Genomic DNA, 21,137 nt, shown 5'->3' on the forward strand with positions numbered 1-21,137 from the left:
ACAGAACAAGCAATAACTTTCAAAGAATAAAACGTGAAAGATCGATATCAGCAGCAAGCTCGCCAATAGATTTTCTCACGTAAGCAGCATCAATTGTAAATGTTGTTCCAGCTTTATCAGGCGCGGTGAAAGAAATTTCATCCAAAACGCGCTCCATCACTGTTTGCAAACGACGTGCCCCTATATTTTCAATCCTTGCATTTAAATCTACAGCAATATCTGCTAAAGCATCAATAGCATCATCTGTAATTTCCAAATGAACCTCTTCCGTTGCCATAAGAGCGATATATTGTTTAATCAAACTAGCTTCTGGTTCCGTTAGAATGCGTCGTAAATCTTCCCTTGTTAAAGGGTTGAGCTCCACACGGATGGGCAAACGTCCTTGAAGTTCCGGTAATAAATCAGATGGCTTGGAAACATGAAATGCACCTGAGGCAATAAAAAGAATATGATCGGTTTTTATTTGCCCATATTTTGTAGAAATTGTTGTTCCTTCAACCAAAGGCAAAAGATCCCGTTGAACGCCCTCACGCGAAACCGCAACACTTGCTCCACCATCCCTGGTTGCAATTTTATCAATCTCGTCGATAAAAACAATACCGTCATTTTCAGCAACACGAAGCGCCTCTTGAATAATTTGCTCCTGATCAAGGAGTTTTTCAGATTCATCATCAATGAGCGGCTTAAAAGCATCTCTTACTGTCGTCTTACGGACTTTTGTACGACTGCCCATTTTTCCCAAAATATCTGATAAATTCATAATACCCATTTGCGCCCCAGGCATACCAGGAATATCAAAGGTTGAAGCACTACTGCTATTATTATCGGCGACTTCAATTTCAATCTCTTTTTCATCTAATTCACCTTCACGCAATTTTTTACGAAAACTATCACGAGTAGTAGGACTTGCTGTTTTACCAACAAGGGCGTCTAAAACACGCTCTTCAGCATTCACGTGGGCCTTTTCTTTTATTTCATCCCGTTTCTTTTCACGCACAAGAGAAATGGCAATTTCAACAAGATCTCGAATAATTTGCTCAACATCACGTCCCACATAACCAACTTCAGTAAATTTAGTCGCTTCTACTTTAACGAAGGGTGCTCCAGAAAGTTTTGCTAATCGACGTGCAATACCAGTTTTACCAACACCTGTTGGCCCTATCATTAAAATATTTTTTGGCATAACTTCTTCACGCATCGGCTCATCAAGCTGTTGCCTACGCCACCGATTGCGCAGTGCAATAGCTACAGAGCGTTTGGCATCATTTTGGCCAATAATAAAACGATCAAGTTCAGAAACAGTCTCACGAGGGGAAAATACAACACACATTTAAATAGCTTTCTCTAAAGAAGATAATTCTGCATCCAATGTTTCAATCGTAAAATGATCATTGGTGTAAACACAAATTTTAGCGGCAATAGCCATAGCTTTACGAGCAATAGTTTCTGCATCCAAATCCAAATCCATGAGTGCACGCGCTGCCGAAAGCGCAAAATTTCCTCCAGAGCCAATTGCCATAACCCCATCTTCTGGTTCTAAAACATCACCAAGCCCTGTTAGAGCCAAAGTTACTTTCTTATCAGCCACGAGCATCATTGCTTCGAGACGACGCAAATAGCGATCTGTTCTCCAATCTTTTGCAAGTTCTACACAGGCACGCATAAGCTGATCAGGATATTGTTCAAGCTTTGTTTCCAATCTCTCCAGTAATGTAAAAGCATCTGCCGTAGCACCTGCAAAACCAGCAATAACCACTCCGTTCTTTCCAAGACGACGCACTTTACGTGCATTGCCTTTCATAATTGTCTGTCCAAGAGAAACCTGACCATCACCGGCCATCACGACTTTTCCACCTTTTCGTACCGTAATAATTGTTGTACCATACATTATGTCTGGCTTATGTTCTGTCATAAGGAAACTCCTTAATATTAACTTTACTTTTTAATATTGATTTCTTTTCATACAATGTAAAACTCAATTACTATTGTCCTATTTAAGAACATATACAGCAAAACACAATGATTCAGCATAACTCAATTTGTTGAAAATGGAAAAATGATATCATTGTTGTCAATGCAAATTACTGCTAAATAGCTTTATATAAACAGTTTGTGCTTTTTAGAGGAAAATTATGAAAAAAATAGCCATAGGGACCTTAGGTGGAACAATTGCAATGACGGCTGATAGTTTTGGTCACATGCAACCGACTTTAACTTCAGATAACCTCATAAAAAGTGTTCCTGCTTTAAATAACGTTGCTGATATTCATGCACAAACATTAATGCAAATACCAAGTGGATCTTTATCGTTTCAAATGCTTTTTGAAATAATTAAGTGGGCAAAACAACAAATAAACGCTGGTGCAGAAGGTATTGTTTTAACACAAGGGACTGATACTCTGGAAGAAACAGCTTTTTTTCTTTCTCTTTATTGGAAAGAAGCTGAACCTCTCATCATAACCGGTGCTATGCGCATGCCTCATGAAGCAGGAGCCGATGGCCCAGCTAATATTTTAGCAGCCACTCATGTTGCGGCAGCCCCACAAAGTCGTAACAGAGGCGTTCTCGTTGTCATCAATGATACAATTCATTCACCTTATTGGCTCTATAAAAGCCATACCGTCAAAGTCGAAACTTTTCAATCAGGTCTTGCAGGTGTTTTAGGAACTATTTTAGAGGAAAAACTTATTTATTTCAATGATCGAAAATTTTTCCCAAAAACGTTTGATTTTCCCCAAAACCATGATCATCAAATTGCACTCCTCTATTCCTCTTTATCTTCTGATGCACAATTAATGAAACTCTGCCTCGAAAGTGGGTATTATGCTGGGCTTGTTATTGCAGGTTTTGGTGCAGGACACTGTAGTTTTCAAGAAGCAGACCTCGTACAACAATATGCACAAAAAATACCAATCATTATTGCTAGTCGTTGTTGTAATGGCTCCACAACTCGTATAACTTATGGCTATAAAGGCTCAGAAATCGATATGATTGCTTCTGGTGCGCTCATGTCTGGTTATTTATCAGCCGTAAAAGCCCGTCTACTTTTATGGGCTTTTTTGGCGCAAGGGTACTCATTGGAACAAATCCGTGTAGATTGGAATGACTGGACGATAAGCTAACAAAAAATGACCTATTATCTTGAAGAAGAGAGCATGAAAAACAAAATTTACTTGAATACAAAGCCGTTCACATGTCCGTTCTTAATCGATTGCTGCGGCAAAAAAATTCTCGACCAATACAAATGATTGATACGACTATACAAAAAATTAATCAGAAAGATAATCTGGTCAAATCCGTTTCTGACCGATATTCACCCTACCGTGTCTTTACTGCACAACAATGGTCAGAGTTTCGTGCGGATACACCTCTTACTTTGACTTTTGATGAAATTAAGCGTTTACGCTCTATGGATGATCCTATCGATCTTGAGGAAGTTCAACGCATTTATCTTTCTTTATCGCGTTTGTTATCATGCCATGTTGAAGCCGTACAGGAACTTTTTCACAAACGTCAGAAGTTTCTCCATCAAGAAGAGATGAGGAAAACGCCTTTTATTATTGGAATTGCTGGTTCTGTAGCAGTAGGAAAATCAACCACTGCTCGCATTCTTCAAGAACTATTGAAACGTTGGACATCTAGTCTTAAAGTTGATCTGATCACAACGGATGGTTTTCTCTATCCTAACGCAATCTTACAGCAAAAAAATCGTATGAATCGTAAAGGATTTCCTGATTCCTATGACATAAAAAAATTGCTATGCTTTCTTTCTGCTATAAAAGCAGGTGTCGGAAATATTCGTGCTCCGCTTTACTCACATATGACCTATGATGTTCTAGAAAACCAGACAATTGCCATTGACCATCCTGATATTTTAATTGTTGAAGGTATTAATGTATTACAGGTCAGTGATCTTCCTAAAGATGGGAAAGCCATTCCTTTCGTATCTGATTTTTTTGATTTTTCAATTTATGTCGATGCTGAAACAGAAGTCATTCGTCACTGGTATTTGGAACGTTTTAAACGTTTGCGTAAAACAGCTTTCCAAAATCCTGAATCCTATTTTCATCGTTATGCCCACCTCAATGAAAAAGAAGCCTCAAAAATTGCTGAGGATCTTTGGCAAACGATTAATTTAAAAAATTTACAAGAAAATATACTGCCAACACGACCAAGGTCCAATCTCATTCTACGAAAGGGAAAAAATCATTTGGTCGAATATGTCGCACTTAGACGACTATAAGGATCTCATAACTATGCACCACCACCCCATTCATTTTACCTCAACGCGTATCGATAACAGTTGCCCTATCATCTTGGTAAACCAAAGAACTCTTGCCAACTTATCACTTGATGCGTCAACAACAGCATGGATAAAAGTTAATGACTTTACTGGTAAAGCAGGACAAATACTCTTTATTCCTCACGAAACGGGGCATTTAAAAAAAGTTTTATTTGGAATTGGCAATGGTAACGATCCTTTTATCACAGGAGTTCTTGCTCAAAAACTTCCTGCTGGTCAATGGCATTTAGAAGGTACAAACTCTGATGAAATAAATACCTATCTTGGATTGGCATTCGGCAGTTATCAATTTAATCGCTATCGTCAAAATTCTTCTTTCAAATCTTTATCTATCCATGTCAATGAGGCAATTGATCTTAATGAACTCCAACGAATTTATGAAGCTGTCTTCTTTGTCCGTGATCTCATTAATATTCCAGCCAATGATATGAACCCTGATACTCTCGAAAAAGAAGTACGACAACTAGGAAAAATTTATGGTGCTCATGTCCAAAGTATTTGTGGAGATGATCTCTTAACCCATAACTTTCCGATGATTCATGCCGTAGGACGAGCAGGCAGTACTCCACCACGACTGATTGAGTTACTCTGGGGCCAAGAACATCATCCTAAAATAACGTTGGTGGGCAAAGGCGTAACTTTTGATACTGGAGGACTCGATATTAAATCAGCCAATAACATGTTGCTTATGAAAAAAGACATGGGGGGTGGAGCAAACGTTTTGGGATTGGCTAAACTTATCATGGATGCAAAATTGCCTTTCCGTCTACGCGTTTTGATTCCAGCTGTAGAAAATGCAATTTCTGCGAATGCTTACCGACCAGGTGATATTCTCAAAAGTCGTAAAGGTTTAAGTGTTGAAGTAGGTAATACAGATGCTGAAGGGCGACTTGTCCTTGCCGATGCACTCGCCTATGGTGATGAAGAAAGTCCACAATTCATGCTTTGCATGGCTACTTTAACAGGAGCAGCACGCACAGCATTAGGACCAGATCTTCCGGCATTTTATTGTAATGATTCAATATGGGCACAACAAATTTCTGAATCTGCTCACGCTGTTTTTGATCCTCTTTGGCAAATGCCCCTTTGGAAACCTTACCAAGAGATGTTATCATCACCAATTGCTGACCTTAACAATGTAACTGGAAATAGCTTTGCTGGCTCTATAATCGCTGCTTTATTTCTTAATTCTTTTGTTGAAAAAACTGAACATTTTGCGCATTTTGACCTTTATGGATGGGTTCCAAAAGAAAAACCAGGATACCCTATTGGTGGATCAGCACAAACTATCCGTGCCCTTTATAATATTTTTAAAAATGAGTTTTGACACAAATATCCACAAAAATGGATAATTTTGCAGCTTAAAGAATAATTGGTCTTACACTGTGTTCTTGGTTTTATTGGAAGATAAAAATCTTACCAAGACAGTTTTCGTGAGTCTTCTTAAAGGTGAGATGCCCAAAAATGGAAAGCAAAAAAATGATCTCTAAAGACCCAAGGCTTTATGCATTCAGAGATGATCTAGCAGATCAACGTCTTGAAACAGAAATTACAGCTCAGCGCTTTGTTCAAGGTAAAAAAAGACGTGTTAATACCGCGGTCGCCGGACTTTTTAAAGAAAATAGTAAAAACAGTGAAAGACAAACAGAATGCTTATTCGGAGAAGAGCTTCTCATTTTTGAACAAGGGGAAACGATGTCGTGGGGGCAATCACTCAAGGATGGTTATGTCGGTTATATTGATACAAAAGTTCTTTGTTCATCAACCATAAAACAAACACATGTGGTTTCAGTACCACGCACATTTAAATATTTACACGCTGACTTACGTGGACCGATAAGCTCCCCTTTATCTATGGGAAGCAAAGTCAGTGTTGTTGATGAAATTGAAGTCCGTGATACAACGTATTCTATTCTTGAAAATGGAACGGCAATCATTACGAGCCATCTCAGCCCCATTGGACGCGTATATGAAGATTATGTCACAGTTGCAGAAACCTTTATCCGTACACCTTATCTTTGGGGTGGTATCAGCGGTTTTGGAATTGATTGTTCGGGACTCATTCAGCTCTCTATGATGATGACCGATCAAATAGTTTTACGAGACACCGATATGCAGCAAGAAACTGTAGGCAAGCTTCTTACAGACACTGATAAACTTCAACGAGGTGATTTAATTTTTTGGAAAGGTCATGTGGCTATTATGATTGATCATGAAAATATTATTCACGCTAATGGTTTTTCTATGGACGTTATGATCGAGCCATTGGAAGAAGCAATTACGCGTATCGCTAAAAAAAATCAATACCCCATTGCAAAACGTCGCCCAATTCAAGAAATTTAATACATGCCTCCTATAAAAAATTAATTGAATGTTTTTTATTATACAATAGATTGATTTATAAGGATAATTATCCATTATTTACTCTGTGTCAAGCATTCTAAATATCGTAAAATTCTCTCATTTCAAATCGGTTTTTATGTTGAATCAATCAAAATCGCTTGCTTGTTCATCACAAGCAAAATTGATGTATAAGTAAAAATATCCCTTATGAATGCTCTCAAATGCCAAGAGCTATCATAATAACATTGGGACCAACTTACTCCTTCGTAAGCGTAAGGATAGTATGCTCAATAGATTTTACATTATTTCCATATTTCCATGGGAGCTTTAACGTTATACCATTCACTAGTGCGGCACGAAACGGGTTTTGGAGCATTGCGAAATGCCTCTTTTAAACAAGCTCGTGAATACGCAGCACAATGCCGCTCTACATTACGTAAAGAACGCGCTCCTCTTAATAAAAAGCAACATTTTTGATCTTTTCTTAAAGTTCATACTCATTTAGAAATCTTTATCAATATTCGCCTATCTTTAAATACTGAGAAAACTAATCGACCGTCTTACTGAAGAACTTTCATTAAAATATCATATAGTCAATTATAAATCGTATTACATAACTTAAATAAGAGTTCTTAATATTATCATATTTCACTGTTTCAAATACCTTTATTACAAGTCAATAGAGAAATAAGCGTATTATAAAAAAATGAAAATAAAGATTACTACGCAGATTTATTATTTCTTTTCTATTCAGTTTTATGTTTTTTTAAATATACAAAAATAATATATTCCTTATTTATATACTTACCTAGGTAGCTTTTTCTCCATCTCTCATACCATAGATATGTATGATATATAGTTCTCTAAGAAGTCTTATTTTCATGTTTTCTTTTATATTTAATCATTCATTAACCGTATGTTTTATTTTTTTAAAATTATTTTTTAAATTACATACCACTCTTTTTATTCGTACGTTATTGAACATTTTTTTGATTGGGAAATCGTATAACATCAAGAAAAATAAAACTTATGATTACAAAACAATACGTTATTATATAATATATGTATTACATATGATAATTAGGATTTTGGTCATGTAAAACAATCTCCAATAATAAACACAAAGCGTTCTTTTTTAAAGCATTTTTTGAATTTTTTCTATTATTGATATCTTATGAAATAAATACTCCTAATATCTCTCAGTGCATCTAAGACAATCTCTCAATGATAATCGCGAAAAGTATAAATCCATTATCTACCACCATTTTTATGCTTATAAAGCGTGCAAAGGCATCATTATATACTTTGCTAATTCTCAATGTTGCGATAACCCTTGGCTAGTAGAGAGTGTTCTTTCAGCACGTATTTTATTTCTTTCTTAAATAATTTTAACATGCCCCGCCCCGCTTGGAACATGAAAAAGAATGATTTTGATTAATTTAAAATAAGACAGTTTTGAAATGAGAAAATTTTTTACGACTCTGGACTTCCCCATGCAACATAAAAATTATATTATCATTATAACTCAATATATTGGTTTATATTTAAACAATATTCCCTGCTTATAACACATCAAAGAAGGTGATTTTTCAATACCTGAACCAATGGTTTATCAGCATCAGGCATAGGGTATTTATCAAGATCATTAATAAAAACCCATTCTAAATTTTGCCCTTCTCGTCCTTGTGCAACGCCCTCATAATGGTCACAAAGATACAATGGCATTAAGAGATGAAATGTTTTATAGCTATGACTTGCAAATGTTAAAGGGTGTAAATTATTTGGTTGAACATAAATACCAAGCTCTTCCTCTAGTTCACGAATCAATGATGCTTCCGGAGTTTCACCTTGCTCAACCTTGCCACCAGGAAACTCCCATAAACCAGCTAGTGATTTTCCTTCAAGACGCTTAGTTAGCAAAACACGATTATTCTGATCGAACAATGCGCATGCAACAACAAGAAGAATGGAACTTTTTATATACATATTACTCGCCAATAGGGATCATAAAGATAACTGTCTTTATCTATCATACCCCTCCTGCTCCTAAAAGAACTTACATCCTTCATTTTTTCTGAAAAATAATAAGCTGTTAAATATAAAATGCATCCGTTAACTTCTATAATTGCTGTTGATCATAACGTACTCTTTTGTTAAATCGCAAGACCAAACTGTCGCTGTACCATTACCCAAACCGATATCAACACGAATTGTGATGTGCTTACCTTGCATATAAGTACCTATTGTCTCTTCACAATACTCAGGATCTCGTTCGCCATTGATCGCCACACGATGCTCACCAAACCAAATCATCAATAGATCACGATCGACTTCAACACCAGCCTTCCCAACGGCCATAACCACCCGTCCCCAATTCGCATCTTCACCGGCAATAGCCGTTTTTACAAGTGGTGAATTTGCAATTGACAAAGCAATCGTTTTTGCAGCATCGTTTGTTGTAGCACCAATTACATTAACCTCAATTAAATGACGAGCACCTTCACCATCACAAACAACTTGTAATGCGAGCTCGTGCAAAAGTGCACTCAAGTGCTTTGAGAACACTTCATAACGCGGATCTGTTTTACATCTAATGCAGGGAAAATGTTCTTTTCCTGTCGCAAACAACATAAGCGTATCTGAAGTTGAGGTATCACTATCAACAGTAATTGAATTAAAAGAACCCTCAACTGCCTCTGATAACATGGATTGGAGTGCATCCGAAGAAATAGTAGCATCACTAACTACAAATGACAGCATTGTCGCCATATCGGGTGCAATCATACCAGCACCCTTTGCAATTCCATTAATGGTAACACACTCTCCCCCACAGTCAAAAGTGCGCGTCGCAAGTTTTGGAAATGTGTCCGTTGTCATTATGGCTTTCGCAGCTTCCAACCAATTTCCCTCTTCTGCTGTCTCTGTCATACTTGGTAAAAGATTGACAATACCCGAGGCATCCATTGGCTCACCAATAACACCTGTGGAAGCTATAAAAACTTCATCTTCTCTAACCTTTAAAGCGTTCGCTGCTGCATATATTATTTCATTCGTTGTGTGCTTTCCTTTGCTTCCTGTAAAAGCATTTGCATTTCCAGAATTTACAACAACAGCTCTAGCAACCCCATGAGGAAGCGATGCGCGACAATGCTCTACAGGAGCAGATGGACATTTAGAACGTGTAAAAACGCCTGCCACACTCGCTGGCTCATCGAATATAATCAAAAGAAGATCTGTACGACCTTTATATTTAATCCCAGCTTCAACTGTTGATATCCGTACACCAGATAATGGAGAAAGCTCCTGGATCTTTTGAGGCGACAAAGGAGAGATTTTCAAAACCACAATATGCTTTCTATAAAAAAATGAAATGATTGCAGATCAATAACCTCTCATAGAAAACTGCTAGATTTTTTGAACAAAACCAACCTAGCAAATTATCTATTAAAGAGGCTATCTACTTATTTTCCTAGCTATTCCGTATCTTCTTCATCGGACGTCTCATCGGGAAGCAGCGTCCCATTTTGATGAAGCGATTCCATGATTTTTGTAACATTAGGATCAGGGTATTTCACATCTATCTTGCTACGTAAATCAACAATCAGTTCTTGATAGCGCTTTTTTATCAGCTGTGTCCGCAACATTTCTTTAACATCATCAAATGCAGGCGGTTGTTTTACACGACGATCCTCTAATTTAATAATATGCCAACCAAAAGGACTTTCAACAGGTTGTTTAGTGTATTCGCCAACTTTCAAACCAAATGCGGCATCTTCAAAAGGCTTGACCATTTGACCATGGCTAAAATAACCAAGATCACCCCCAACGGCAGCAGAACCATCTGTTGAACTTTTCTTTGCAATCTCTTCAAAACTTTCGCCTTTATTTAAATGCTTAATGATAGCTTCTGCTTCTTTTCTCGTTTTGACCAAAATATGACGCGCTTTAACCTCATCCTCCTTAGGTAGAGCAGCAACTTCTTGCTTATAAAGAGCTTCCAAATCAGTATCCGATATTTTGTCAACAATCGTCTGTTTAAAATAAAGCTGTTGAAGAACATTATCACGCATGACTGCCATACGTTTATCGTAAGCTTCTGTCTTATCAAGACCTTTTCTTCTTGCTTCTTTTGCAAGTGCCTGCATATCTAAATAAGCTTTTAGAACCATCATACGACGTTGTTCATCAGGAAAACGTGCTAAATTAGGATTTATTTCAAGTGCTAAATCATCCAATTGACCTGCTGTAATATTTTTCCCATCAATAACTGCCATAACATGAGAAGGAGAAATTGCTTTTTCAGAAGCTTTCTCCAAAGTTTTTAAATCATTCGATGGTGAATTCACACCTTCTTGGGCTTTCACCCCTAAACTTGTACTTGCCAATAAAGTTGATGCTAAAAACAGCGTGATAAAGTTGAATTTCATAAATATACTCCTTAAAAGTGAAGGCAGGTTCAAGATTCCAATTTTCTTTACCATAACACTTTATTCTTTAAATATAGAGAAATAAATTAGTAATTTCATTGTAAAAAATATAAAATCGTTCTTTTATCTCGGTTTCTACAACCCTATCTAATGCAAATGAAAAACATGATCATAGAGAAAAATGACATATTGTATCTTCAATTACTTTGTATTGTATCAGTTAAATAGCATACCTAAAGTTGACATAGCGCGCTTAGCCTCTTATCTCTACGTTACAATTAAAATGGAAAATTGCACACCAGCAAGTATAATGGTACCATCTGCATTTCATTATATCTCTAATGATATCAGAAAACTTAAAGAAAATGTAGAGAATGGGGAAAACGTATGAATTACCCAACAAAAGTGACAATAATTAAAAGAAAGGGCCAGTGATGGTCGGTTTAGGTGTTTTTGCACGTAAATTTTTTGGTTCAGCTCATGAGCGACGCCTCAAAGCACTCCGCCAAAAAGTTGCACAAATTAATGCTTTGGAAGAACAATTCGTAAAATTAAGTGATGAGCAGCTTTACCAAAAAACAGATGCCTTTCGTAAACGTCTTAGTGGAGGTGAAAGTATTGATTTGCTCTTACCAGAAGCTTTCGCAACTGTTCGTGAAGCAGCAAAACGTGTTTATGACATGCGTCCTTTTGACGTACAACTTATTGGTGGAATGGTCCTTCACGACTGCGGCATAGCTGAAATGCGTACTGGTGAAGGTAAAACATTAATGGCAACTCTACCAATTTATCTCAATGCATTGGAAGGTAAAGGCGTTCATGTTGTGACAGTAAACGATTATCTCGCCAGTCGTGATGCTGAAACAATGGGGAAAATTTTTAGTTTTCTAGGGCTTACAACAGGCGTGATTCTTCATGATCTTGATAGTGAAGCCCGCCGAGAGGCATATGCATGCGACATCACCTATGCCACAAATAATGAACTAGGTTTTGACTATTTGCGTGATAATATGGCCTTCGATCATAGTCAAATGGTCCAACGTGGACATCATTACGCAATTGTTGATGAAGTTGATTCGATTCTTATTGATGAAGCCCGTACCCCCCTTATTATTTCTGGTCCTCTAGAAGATCGGACTGACTTCTATAACCTTATTGATACATTTATTCCTGCCTTAACTCCAGAAGACTATGAAATAGACGAAAAACAAAAAACAACGACCTTTACTGAAGTTGGTACTGAAAAAATTGAAAAAATGCTCGAACAAGCTGGGCATCTTAAAGGTGAGAGTCTTTATGACATAGAAAATGTCGCTATCGTTCATCATGTCAATAATGCTCTAAAAGCTCATAAACTGTTTGCTCGCGATAAAGATTATATTGTTCGCAATGATGAGATCGTTATTATTGACGAATTTACAGGGCGAATGATGCCTGGGCGGCGTTATTCTGAAGGACTTCATCAAGCTTTAGAAGCTAAAGAGCATGTTGCTATTCAACCAGAAAACCAGACACTTGCTTCCATCACTTTCCAAAATTACTTCCGTATGTATAGAAAATTATCTGGCATGACTGGAACTGCAACAACAGAAGCCGAAGAATTCAGAAATATTTATGGTCTTGACGTTGTCGAAGTTCCTACAAATTTGCCAATACAACGTATTGATGAAGATGATGAGATTTATCGAACAGCAGAAGAGAAATATCGGGCAATTGTGCGTGATATCCGTCAAGCACACGAAAAAGAACAGCCTATTCTTGTTGGAACAACCTCTATTGAAAAATCAGAACAATTGGCAGAACGTTTGCGAAAAGAAGGCATTACCGATTTTAGAGTCTTAAATGCTCGCTATCACGAACAAGAAGCATATATCATTGCGCAAGCAGGAGTTCCTAGAGCTCTCACCATTGCAACCAACATGGCAGGACGCGGTACGGATATACAACTTGGTGGTAATGTTGAAATGCGCATTCGACAAGAGTTACAGGATATCCCCGATGGTCCAGAGCGGACAGCTAAAATTGAAGAAATAAAAAAAGATGTCAAGCAACTTAAAGAAAAAGCTTTAGCGGCTGGAGGGCTTTACGTTATCGCTACTGAACGTCATGAAAGCCGTCGTATTGATAACCAGCTTCGTGGACGTTCTGGTCGCCAAGGCGATCCTGGTCGCTCAAAATTCTTTCTCTCTCTTCAAGATGATCTTATGCGTATCTTTGGCTCCAACCGTATGGATGGTATGCTACAAAAACTTGGATTGAAAGAAAATGAAGCTATTATCCATCCATGGATTAATAAAGCCCTTGAAAAAGCACAAAAAAAGGTCGAAGCACGAAACTTTGAAATTCGTAAAAATCTACTAAAATATGATGATGTCATGAATGATCAACGCAAAGTTATTTTTGAACAGCGTATGGAGGTCATGAATGCAGATGATTTATCAGAAATGATCCTTGAAATGCGTAATGAAGTCGTAGAGGATCTCGTAGAGGCTTATATTCCATCAGGGACATATTCTGAAAAATGGGATGCAAAAACTCTCGAAGAAGAGCTTCAACAACTCTTTAATCTTGAGCTTCCAGTGGAAGAATGGGCAAAAGAAGATGGAATTGCCGAGGAGCAAATTCTAGAGCGTGTATCAGATGCTGTTACAAAACTTGAAAATGATCGTACTGAACGATATTCTCCAGAAGTTATGGCTTATTTTCACAAAGCAGTGTTGCTCGAAACTATTGACACGTTATGGCGTGAACATCTGGTAAGTTTAGACCATTTGCGTTCTGTTGTTGGGTTTCGTGGTTATGCGCAGCGGGATCCACTCAATGAATATAAGACAGAATCATTTGAACTCTTTCAAAATATGTTGAAAAATTTGCGCAGAATTGTCACTTCTAAACTTATGCGCTTTGAAATTATTCAACAACCCACAGAACCAACCATGCCTGAGCAAACGGATGCTGTTTCATCCGTCTTTAATGATCAAAGTCAAGAAAATGCTCCAACCTTATGGGCACGATCACAAGAAAATAGATTTGTTAATCCACAAGATCGTGACCCTAACGATATAACCACATGGGGAAAAGTTGGACGTAATGAGCGTTGTCCTTGCGGTTCAGAGAAAAAATACAAACACTGTCATGGAGCCTTTGTTTGAAAAGTAAACTATGCAAATGAATAAAAAGCGAAATTATGAGCAAGAATTGCGCACAGCTGGTTTAAGAGTAACACGTCAACGACGTGTTATTCTTGATATTTTGACGGATACAAATGATCATCCCAATGCATTTGAAATTTTTCAGCGTGCAAACAAAATAGATTCGAATATTTCACTCTCAACGGTTTATCGAACCATGAAAATATTAGAAGGAAATGGAACAATTCATCGCCATAGCTTTAGTGGTGGTCCATCTCGTTTTGAGCAAGCAGATGGGCAACATCATGATCATCTTATTGATATAGAAACAGGACAAGTTATCGAGTTTCATTCTGATGTTATTGAAAAGCTGCAAGAGGAAATTGCAAAATCCCTTGGCTATGATATTATTCATCATCGCCTTGAACTTTACGGAAAAAAAAACTCTTAAAAAAATGATTATATATCATTAGATAAAATACCTCAGGCAAATCAAATTTTATAAAAATTTACCTTTAAAATATAATAGTTTTCATTGGCAAAAAAAAAGAATTGCTTTATTACCTCTTTTTGTATGATGCTATACGGTAATTCATTGCCGATATTATCACAAAAAATCATTGCAAAAAAATATTATAAAAATTGTATTATGAAAAATTAGGCCAATATTATCATGGTTTCTTTGCCACAAGATCGTATGAAACAGCTTGAAAAGCGCTTTGAAATAATTGAAAGCCAAATGACAACAAATCCAAATGCTGAAACATATGTCAAATTAGCTTCTGAATATGCAGAACTACAACCCGTTATTACCTCTATACGCGCATTAAATGCTCTTTACGGAGAGATTACAGAATTAGAAGCGATTATCAACGATAAACAAACAGATATAGAGATGCGTAACCTTGCCCAGGAAGAGCTACCATCGTTATATAAAAAAGGAGAGCAATTTGAAAAAGAACTCCAGATTCTGCTTTTGCCTAAAGATGTTGCTGATGAAAAAAGCGCTATTATTGAAATTCGAGCAGGAACGGGTGGATCAGAAGCAGCACTTTTTTCCGGTGATCTTTTTCGCATGTATGAACGTTATGCCCATGCTCACCATTGGAAAGTAGAAGTTATTTCACTCAGTGAGGGGGAAGTTGGCGGATATAAAGAGATTATTGCTAGCATTTCAGGAAAAGGTGTCTTTTCTAAATTGAAATATGAATCAGGTGTCCATCGTGTGCAACGCATCCCTGAAACAGAGACAGGTGGACGTATCCATACATCTGCTGCTACCGTTGCTGTACTTCCAGAGGCTGAAGATATTGATATTGATATTCGTCCTGAAGATATTCGTATCGACACAATGCGTGCATCTGGAGCAGGAGGACAGCATGTTAATACAACGGATTCAGCTGTTCGTATCACGCATATTCCAACAGGAATTATGGTCGTACAAGCAGAAAAATCACAACATCAAAACCGAGCACGAGCCCTTCAAATTTTACGGGCACGCTTATTCGATATCGAACGACAAAAAGCGGAAAATGAACGTTCAGCTTCCCGTAAGAGCCAAGTTGGTTCTGGTGATCGTTCAGAACGTATTCGTACCTATAATTTTCCACAAGGACGCATCACGGATCACCGTATTAATCTGACCCTGTATAAGCTTGATCGCATATTGGAAGGAGATCTTGATGAGCTTATTCATGCACTCATCTCAGATCACCAAACAGCACTCCTGATGGAAATGGACAATAATTGAACAAATATTCTTTCAAAAATGTCATCCAACAAACTCAAGAAAAATTGCGCATGAAAGGAATTTCTGAAGCCAATCTCGATGCGAAAATACTCATTGAATGGATAACAGGAATAAATGCTGCTGAAAGAATTTCTCAACCAGATATACCTCTATCTTCTGAGCACATTACACAAATAGAACAGGCTGTCCAACGGCGGATTGCAGGCGAACCCGTCTACCGTATTATAGGAGAACGAGAATTTTATGGCATATCCTTCGCTTTGTCTCAAGAGACGTTAGAACCCCGTCCTGATACAGAAACGTTGATAGATCTTGTTCTCCCTTTCCTCAAAAAATATGTCGAAAATTCGAGAAAAATAACACTCCTTGATATGGGGACAGGAAGTGGCGCCATTGCCATTGCCATTCTTAAACACATTCCACAATCCTATGCAGTCGCTGTCGATATTTCTGAAGATGCCCTTAAAACAGCGACAAAAAATGCAAAAAATGCTGAAGTAATACATCGCTTCACACCTCTTCTTAGCGATTGGTTTAATTCTGTCACTGGTCGCTTTGATTTCATTGTTTCCAATCCACCTTATATCCCCGCAAAAGATATCAAAAAACTTGCAAAAGAAGTGCGCTTACATGATCCATTGCGCGCTCTTATCGGTGGAAAAGATGGTCTTGATTTTTATCGTAAGCTCGCCCATGAAGCAGCCAACTACTTAAAAGAAAACGGCACTATCGCTGTTGAAATTGGTTACTCTCAAGAAAAAGAAGTTTGCAATTTGTTTGAAACAAATGGCTTTCAATGCTTAGAAATGCGCAAAGACCTCAGTGGAATACCCCGCGCACTTCTATTTGCATGCAAACATTAAAATTCCCAATCATCATCCGTGGTAGCAACCGCCTTGCCAATGACATAAGAAGAACCTGCCCCTGAAAAAAAGTCATGATTTTCGTCAGAGTTTGGTGATAAAGCTGCCAAAATAGCGGGATTAACACGACAAACCTCAGGAGGGAAAAGAGCTTCAAAACCTAAATTCATTAAAGCCTTGTTAGCATTATAATGAAGAAAAATTTTAACATCTTCCGTCAATCCAAGTGCATCATAAAGATCTTCAGTATATTTGCACTCGATGTTATAAAGGTCAAAGAGCAGGTTAAAAGCAAAATCTTTAATTTCTTGTCTTTTGGCTTCATCAAGCTTTGCAAAGCCCAATTGGAATTTATAACCTATATAATAACCGTGAACCGCTTCATCACGAATGATCAGTCGAATGAGATCTGCTGTATTGGTTAACTTAGCGCGACTAGCCCAATACATGGGCAAATAAAAACCAGAATAAAATAAAAAGCTTTCCAGTAAAGTAGAAGCAATTTTTTTCTTGAGTGGATCATTTGCTTCATAACGTTCAAGTACTAATCTAGCCTTTTTCTGCAAATGAATATTTTCTTCCGACCATCTAAATGCATCATCAACTTCTACGGTCGAGCAAAGGGTTGAAAAAATAGAGGAATAAGAACGTGCATGAACCGCTTCCATAAACGCAATATTCGTCAAAACCGCCTCCTCATGCTCTGTTATCGCATCAGCCAGAAGCGAAATGGCTCCTACAGTGTTTTGAATTGTATCTAAAAGCGTTAGTCCTGTAAAAACACGAATCGTTAATTTACGTTCTTCATCCGTTAAGCTTGACCATGAGGGAATGTCATTGGAAAGTGGAACCTTCTCAGGTAACCAAAAATTCCCAGTTAAGCGGTTCCATACTTCAAGATCTTTCTCATCATGTAATCTATTCCAATTAACAGCACACACAACAGGATTTTTGGTTGTAATCTTTGTCATATGATGATCTCCTATAAACTGCACGAAACACAGCCATCTACTTCTGTTCCACTTAATGCTACTTGCCGTAATCGTACATAATAAATACTCTTGATACCCTTTTTCCAAGCATAAATTTGTGCGCGGTTAATATCACGTGTGGTCGCTGTATCGGGAAAAAATAATGTTAATGAAAGACCTTGATCAACATGCTGTGTTGCAACAGCATAGGTATCTATAATTTTTTCAGGCCCAATCTCATAAGCATCTTGGTAAAAATTCAAATTCGTATTATCCATATAAGGAGCGGGATAATAAACGCGCCCAATTTTTCCCTCTTTGCGAATTTCAATTTTTGAAGCAATTGGATGAATAGAAGAAGTGGCATGATTAATATAGGAAATAGATCCCGTGGGTGGAACAGCCTGTAGATTGCGATTATACAACCCATACTCAACAACTAAATCTTTGAGTTCCTGCCAATCATTTTGACTTGGAATAACAATATTGTTCCGTGCAAAAAGCTCTTGTACAAGCGCAAATTGCGGTTTCCATTCTTTTTCAATATATTTTTCGAAAAAACGCCCATCTGCATAAGCTGATTTTTCAAACCCTGCAAATATTTCTTGACGTTCGCGCGCAATTAAATTGGAAGCACGTATGGCGTGATATGTCACAATATAAAAGTAGATATTGGTAAAATCAATCGCTTCTGGAGATCCATAATAAATCTGCTCACGCGCTAGAAACCCATGCAAATTCATTTGTCCCAAACCAATCGCATGACTTTCGGCATTGCCTTTCGCAATGGAAGGTACACAAGCAATATTGCTCATATCCGAAACAGCAGTCAGAGCACGAACAGCAGATTCTACGGTCTGTCCAAAATCAGGACTTTCCATTGCTTTGGCAATATTCATGGATCCAAGATTACAGGATATGTCACTTCCAATCGTGCGATACGTTAAATCTGTCTCCAGTTCACTCGCCTCACTCACCTGCAAAATTTCTGAACATAAATTGCTCATACTTATGCGCCCAGCTATCGGATTCGATCGATTAGCAGTATCCTCAAATAAAATATAGGGATAACCCGACTCGAATTGAATTTCCGCTAGTGTCTGGAAAAAAACGCGTGCACTTATTTTCTTTTTACGAATCTTTGCATTATCAACAAAGGATCGATAATGCTCCGTTAAAGAAATATCGCTAAAGGGTTTACCTGTAACACGCTCGATGTCATACGATGAGAAGAGATACATATCCTCATTATTCCGTGCAAGCTCAAAAGTAATATCAGGAATAACGACACCAAGCGAAAGCGTTTTGATTCTAACTTTTTCATCAGCATTTTCACGCTTTGTATCCAAAAACTTCATAATATCTAAATGATGAGCATGCAAATAAACAGCTCCAGCCCCCTGTCGTGCCCCAAGCTGATTGGCGTAAGAAAAAGAATCTTCCAAGAGTTTCATCACCGGTAAAACACCTGAGGACTGATTTTCTATTTGCTTAATTGGCGCTCCAGCTTCCCGCAAATTGGTCAAACAAAGCGCCACACCTCCACCACGTTTTGAAAGCTGCAAAGCCGAATTAACCGAACGACCTATCGATTCCATATTATCTTCAACACGTAGCAAAAAACACGAAACCAATTCACCACGTTGTTTTTTGCCAGCATTTAGAAATGTTGGCGTTGCTGGTTGAAAACGTCCTGTAATAATTTCATCCACAAAACTTTCCGCAAGAGCTTTATTCCCTTGTGCCAAATATAAAGCTACAAGACAGACGCGATCTTCATAACGTTCAAGATAACGTTTCCCATCAAAAGTCTTCAGTGTATAGCTGGTATAATACTTAAACGCGCCTAAAAAGGTAGGAAAACGAAATTTAAATGCATAAGCACGTTTAAAAAGCTTTTTAATAAAAGAAAAATCATAAAGCTCAAACAAAGCTTTTTCATAATAACCTTCTTCTATTAAGTAATCTATTTTTTCCTTCAGGTTATGAAAAAAAACTGTATTTTGATTAACATGCTGAAGAAAATATTGCCGCGCAGCAAGCCGATCCATATCAAATTGAATATGACCATTTTCATCATAAAGATTAAGCATTGCATTCAACGCATGATAATCAGTAACCTGATCGGATTTCTGCGATTGTCCTATACCAATTGTTTCCAAAATCTTTCCAATCCCTTTTTTACATAAATAACATCTTCATCAGTTCCACGCAGCTCAAAACGATAAAGGCAAGGGACACAACATTTTTCAGCAATAATTTTACTTGCTAAATTATAATAGCGACCAAAATTACGATTCCCACCGCCAATAACACCACAAATTAATTTTCGGTTCTCAGATTCATTAAGAAACTGGACAACGGCCTTTGGCACGGCCCCTCTTCCTTCGCCATCTGCATATGTAGGAACAACCAATACATAAGGTTCACCAACCAATGCAGAAGGCTTTTTTTTATCAATTTTGAAGAGTCGTTGACCAAGCTGCGAGACAAAATGTTCTGTATTACCCGTTGCACTCGAATAATAAACAATAAGCCCCATTAAGCACAAAGACCACTAATCATATCTGGTCTAAAACCAGACCAATGATTTTCACCACAAACAACGACAGGAACCTGACGATACCCCAGAGATTGAACAAAACTATATGCTTGTTCATCACAGGAAATATCAACAACACGATAATGAATGCCTTTTGCATCAAAAGCGCGGCGTGTAGCATCACATTGGACACAAGATGGTTTACTATAAATAGTGATCGACATTTTCTTCAACTTTCACAATTCCAAACAATCAACCCTGAAAGGTCAATCTAATAATTTTATAGGTACTCAAGAATAACAAAAAACAGAAATTGTAAGCAAAACATGTGGTTATTTTCAAATAATACACAGCTTCTTAAACATAACAGAATTCCTCATCAAATAACTTCAAAAACTATGATGAGAATAAGCGATTATTCTACAACTTAAATGGCAAAGCCCCCTAGTTATAAAACAATCTTTTGCTTGCATTACAATTCCCTCCTGCTGTCTAAAAAACTAACGTTCTAAACTACCGTTTTTCAAGAGCTCTGTTTACTCTTTTACGGCAAAAATCAATTACAAAAACGAAAGGGAATCCTTCCAAAAGAGATTCTTCAGTAAAAATACTGCTATACCTTTGGCCAATAAACTCTTTACAATAATGGAAATAACTTAGATACCAAACGAAACACACTAACACCCTCTCTTGTGCTTATTTAGAATCACCAATCATTTTGATACTATATATAGTATATACTCTCTCTCTTTCGTCAAGGTGAATTCAATTATTATTTTTAATTTTCCACGATCTTCCCACTAAAAT

General features: G+C 37.4%; 17 protein-coding genes. 8 read left to right on the forward strand and 9 right to left on the reverse strand.

Translation table 11 applies throughout. The annotated features are described in order from the left end of the window. Positions 1-19 precede the first annotated feature (19 nt). Complete coding sequence (gene hslU, locus ACFIM8_RS04540) at positions 20-1,330, reverse strand: ATP-dependent protease ATPase subunit HslU (RefSeq protein ID WP_375606778.1); 1,311 nt, start codon at positions 1,328-1,330, stop codon at positions 20-22. Continuing rightward, positions 1,331-1,912: an ATP-dependent protease subunit HslV gene (gene hslV, locus ACFIM8_RS04545; protein ID WP_012754621.1), complete on the reverse strand. Its 582-nt coding sequence runs from the start codon at positions 1,910-1,912 to the stop codon at positions 1,331-1,333. A gap of 220 nt (positions 1,913-2,132) precedes the next feature. Between hslV and ACFIM8_RS04550 the strand changes: the two genes are divergently transcribed. The 4 genes from ACFIM8_RS04550 (at position 2,133) to ACFIM8_RS04565 (ending at position 6,646) form a co-directional block, all read left to right on the forward strand. Further along, a complete protein-coding gene (locus ACFIM8_RS04550; protein ID WP_375606777.1) occupies positions 2,133-3,122 on the forward strand; it encodes an asparaginase in 990 nt (329 codons plus the stop codon). A 122-nt stretch (positions 3,123-3,244) separates the two neighbouring features. Next, positions 3,245-4,243, forward strand: coding sequence for a type I pantothenate kinase (gene coaA, locus ACFIM8_RS04555; protein WP_375606822.1), 999 nt, complete (start codon positions 3,245-3,247; stop codon positions 4,241-4,243). 13 nt (positions 4,244-4,256) lie between these two features. Beyond that, positions 4,257-5,630, forward strand: a complete 1,374-nt coding sequence (locus tag ACFIM8_RS04560; RefSeq protein ID WP_375614575.1) for a M17 family metallopeptidase — start codon at positions 4,257-4,259, stop codon at positions 5,628-5,630. A 152-nt stretch (positions 5,631-5,782) separates the two neighbouring features. Continuing rightward, positions 5,783-6,646, forward strand: a complete 864-nt coding sequence (locus tag ACFIM8_RS04565) for an NlpC/P60 family protein (RefSeq protein WP_375614581.1) — start codon at positions 5,783-5,785, stop codon at positions 6,644-6,646. Positions 6,647-8,218: 1,572 nt separating this feature from the next. Here the strand turns inward: ACFIM8_RS04565 and mutT are convergent. The 3 genes from mutT to ACFIM8_RS04580 form a co-directional block, all read right to left on the reverse strand. Then, positions 8,219-8,632, reverse strand: a complete 414-nt coding sequence (gene mutT / locus ACFIM8_RS04570; protein WP_375614576.1) for an 8-oxo-dGTP diphosphatase MutT — start codon at positions 8,630-8,632, stop codon at positions 8,219-8,221. Positions 8,633-8,758: 126 nt separating this feature from the next. Continuing rightward, positions 8,759-9,991 carry a bifunctional glutamate N-acetyltransferase/amino-acid acetyltransferase ArgJ gene (argJ, locus tag ACFIM8_RS04575; protein WP_375614067.1) on the reverse strand — a complete coding sequence of 411 codons (1,233 nt, stop codon included), beginning with the start codon at positions 9,989-9,991 and terminating at the stop codon, positions 8,759-8,761. A 128-nt stretch (positions 9,992-10,119) separates the two neighbouring features. Further along, the gene (locus tag ACFIM8_RS04580; protein ID WP_375606773.1) at positions 10,120-11,073 is read right to left on the reverse strand and encodes a peptidylprolyl isomerase; all 954 of its coding nucleotides are present in this window, start codon (positions 11,071-11,073) and stop codon (positions 10,120-10,122) included. 434 nt (positions 11,074-11,507) lie between these two features. Between ACFIM8_RS04580 and secA the strand changes: the two genes are divergently transcribed. From secA to prmC, 4 genes are all read left to right on the forward strand, one after another. Then, a complete protein-coding gene (gene secA / locus ACFIM8_RS04585) occupies positions 11,508-14,225 on the forward strand; it encodes a preprotein translocase subunit SecA (RefSeq protein WP_375614577.1) in 2,718 nt (905 codons plus the stop codon). Between the two features lie 10 nt (positions 14,226-14,235). Continuing rightward, the gene (locus ACFIM8_RS04590) at positions 14,236-14,655 is read left to right on the forward strand and encodes a Fur family transcriptional regulator (protein WP_375606771.1); all 420 of its coding nucleotides are present in this window, start codon (positions 14,236-14,238) and stop codon (positions 14,653-14,655) included. 222 nt (positions 14,656-14,877) lie between these two features. After that, a complete protein-coding gene (gene prfA, locus ACFIM8_RS04595; protein WP_375606770.1) occupies positions 14,878-15,954 on the forward strand; it encodes a peptide chain release factor 1 in 1,077 nt (358 codons plus the stop codon). Further along, complete coding sequence (gene prmC, locus ACFIM8_RS04600; RefSeq protein WP_375606769.1) at positions 15,951-16,817, forward strand: peptide chain release factor N(5)-glutamine methyltransferase; 867 nt, start codon at positions 15,951-15,953, stop codon at positions 16,815-16,817. Before prfA ends, prmC begins: the two co-directional genes overlap by 4 nt. Here prmC and nrdF read toward each other — a convergent pair. From nrdF to nrdH, 4 genes are read right to left on the reverse strand one after another with little or no spacing between them, the layout of a single operon-like run. Continuing rightward, positions 16,814-17,788 carry a class 1b ribonucleoside-diphosphate reductase subunit beta gene (nrdF, locus tag ACFIM8_RS04605; protein WP_273722534.1) on the reverse strand — a complete coding sequence of 325 codons (975 nt, stop codon included), beginning with the start codon at positions 17,786-17,788 and terminating at the stop codon, positions 16,814-16,816. The two genes, prmC and nrdF, sit on opposite strands and share 4 nt — an antisense overlap. 11 nt (positions 17,789-17,799) lie before the next feature. Continuing rightward, on the reverse strand, positions 17,800-19,950 hold the full coding sequence (gene nrdE, locus ACFIM8_RS04610) for a class 1b ribonucleoside-diphosphate reductase subunit alpha (RefSeq protein WP_375606768.1): 2,151 nt from the start codon (positions 19,948-19,950) through the stop codon (positions 17,800-17,802). Beyond that, entirely contained in the window at positions 19,932-20,330 is a 399-nt protein-coding gene (nrdI, locus tag ACFIM8_RS04615; protein ID WP_375606767.1) for a class Ib ribonucleoside-diphosphate reductase assembly flavoprotein NrdI, read from the reverse strand. Before nrdI ends, nrdE begins: the two co-directional genes overlap by 19 nt. Then, complete coding sequence (gene nrdH, locus ACFIM8_RS04620; protein ID WP_005774163.1) at positions 20,330-20,554, reverse strand: glutaredoxin-like protein NrdH; 225 nt, start codon at positions 20,552-20,554, stop codon at positions 20,330-20,332. Before nrdH ends, nrdI begins: the two co-directional genes overlap by 1 nt. Between the last annotated feature and the right edge of the window lie 583 nt (positions 20,555-21,137).

Origin of the sequence: Bartonella sp. AC535YNZD, assembly GCF_042196625.1 — a bacterium.
Classification (GTDB): Bacteria; Pseudomonadota; Alphaproteobacteria; order Rhizobiales; family Rhizobiaceae; genus Bartonella.